2 protein-coding genes are annotated in these 1,895 nt (G+C 47.7%); one reads left to right on the top strand and one right to left on the bottom strand.

Annotated features, from left to right (window positions below):
• A partial coding sequence (locus Q0236_RS07900; RefSeq protein ID WP_297916696.1) for a hypothetical protein occupies positions 1 to 213 on the top strand: 213 nt, incomplete at its 5' end.
• A gap of 2 nt (positions 214 to 215) precedes the next feature.
• Here the strand turns inward: Q0236_RS07900 and Q0236_RS07895 are convergent.
• On the bottom strand, positions 216 to 1,406 hold the full coding sequence (locus Q0236_RS07895) for an ABC transporter permease (protein WP_297916694.1): 1,191 nt from the start codon (positions 1,404 to 1,406) through the stop codon (positions 216 to 218).
• Between the last annotated feature and the right edge of the window lie 489 nt (positions 1,407 to 1,895).

The following is a 1,895-nucleotide window of genomic DNA, read 5'->3' as shown; positions in this document are numbered from 1 at the left end:
TTAGGCTTTGCGCGGGTTGCGATCTCGCGCAAAGAGCGCAGCTCTAAGGTCGCTAATCGTATTTGTGCGGTATTTAATGCAGCACAAACCCACGTCGCACAAGATCGCGCAGCCTCCGTCCCGCTCGCCGAAATACCGCGCTCAACGTGCCGAACACAGCCGCGCCGCTTTGGAATTTTAAAATTTCGCCGAATTTTAAAGAGCCGCGTTTAAATTTACTCGTTGCGCAGTGTTTGCAATACGTCGATCTGCGTGGCTTTTTTGGCCGGATACCATGACGAAAGCGCCACGATAAGCACCGCGCCGATTAAAATCATCGCCAAATCGCCTAGCGAAAGCTCCATCGGCAGCTTCGAGCTTCCGTAAACGTCGGCCGGCAGATTTACGATGTCGAAGCTTCCGAGCAGCCACACGCCGAATAAGCCCAAAATGAGCCCGAATATGATGCCGCCGCCGCCGATCGTGGCTCCGAGCGCGAAAAAGGTCCTTTTAACCTCCTTTTTGCTCGCACCCAGGCTAAGTAAAAGCGCGATCTCTTGGCGACGGTTCATCACGGTCATCAGAAGCGAACTTACGATATTTAGGCTCGCGACCAGGATTATTAGCATCAGCACGATGAAAAGCGCGCGTTTTTCAAGCGCAAGGGCGCTAAAAAAATTTCCGTTTTGCTGCCACCAGCCCACGGCATTAGCGCCGCTAGGAAGGCTTTTTTTGATACGCTCCAGATCCTTAAACGGATCGTTTGAGAAAACATGCACGCCGTCGAAAGTCCCTTCGTCGTAGCCTAAAATTTTGGCTAGATCGCTCGCATCCGCGTAAGAATACGCCTTGTCGTAGGCGATGAGCCCCGAGCTGAAATCCGCGCGCACATCAAAACGCTTCATCTTGGGGATTAGCGCAAAGCCGCCCGGATCGCTCTTCGTAAAGATCATCGTGATCTTGCTGCCCTCATCCAGCATAAACTCGTCCTTGATCCCGCGCCCTATCATGATGCCGTAGTCCGTTAGATTGGCGTCTTTGGCGCCTGCCGCGACGACGGAGTTGATGCGCTTTTCGTCGTTTAAATTTACGCCGAAAATCAGCCCGCCCTCGAGCTTCTCGCCGCTTTTAGCGATAACTTGCGAGCTAATATACGGGCTAAAGATCAAATCGGGAAAGTCCGCCCGCAGCCCCTCCACGTCGTCTTTTGAAATGCCGCCGCGAAAGTGGCTGTGGATCGTGATCGGGTAGTTCATCGTAAAGAGCTTGCGCTCAAATTCCTTATCGAAACCGTTCATTATCGCCATCGCGACGATCAAGACCGTAAGCCCCACGCCGACGCCCAAGAACGCAAGCAGCGCCGAAAGCGTAATGAAGGGCTGAGAGCGGTCGAATCTGAGATATTTGAATAATAAATACTTTACCAAAAAGCCGTCCTTGTAAAATTTCACATAAAATTTAGCGCTAAATTCTATGTGAAATTTTAAGTATTTTAGAATTTTAAAATTCCAAAATTAGGTTTTGCGCCTTCAAATATGAAAAGCTTCAGCTAGCTTTGAAAAATTTAAAATCACGCCGAAATCTATTTACACGCAATGAAATTCGCCCCCAAGATATCCGATACGACAAATAAAACAGACCTCTTTACCAAAACTTTGAAATTTTAAACCCAAATTCTAAATTTTAAAATTTCAAACGCCTCAAAATTTTAAAATTTTAGAAATTTAAAATCTTTCGGAATTTTAAAATTCTCCAAATTTAAAGGCAGATTTCGCTTAAAAGCTCACCCGTAATCGCATAAATTTAAAATTTTAAGTGCCCGCAGTGTCCTAGCCGCGCACTAAATTTAAGTATCACGCGCTGATTGGCTTGCGTTTTGCCGCACGGCGCACTGTAACGGCGCTGCGAAAACAAGT

Origin of the sequence: uncultured Campylobacter sp., assembly GCF_938031315.1 — a bacterium.
GTDB lineage: Bacteria > Campylobacterota > Campylobacteria > Campylobacterales > Campylobacteraceae > Campylobacter_B.
This window is presented reverse-complemented; position numbering and strand designations above follow the sequence as displayed.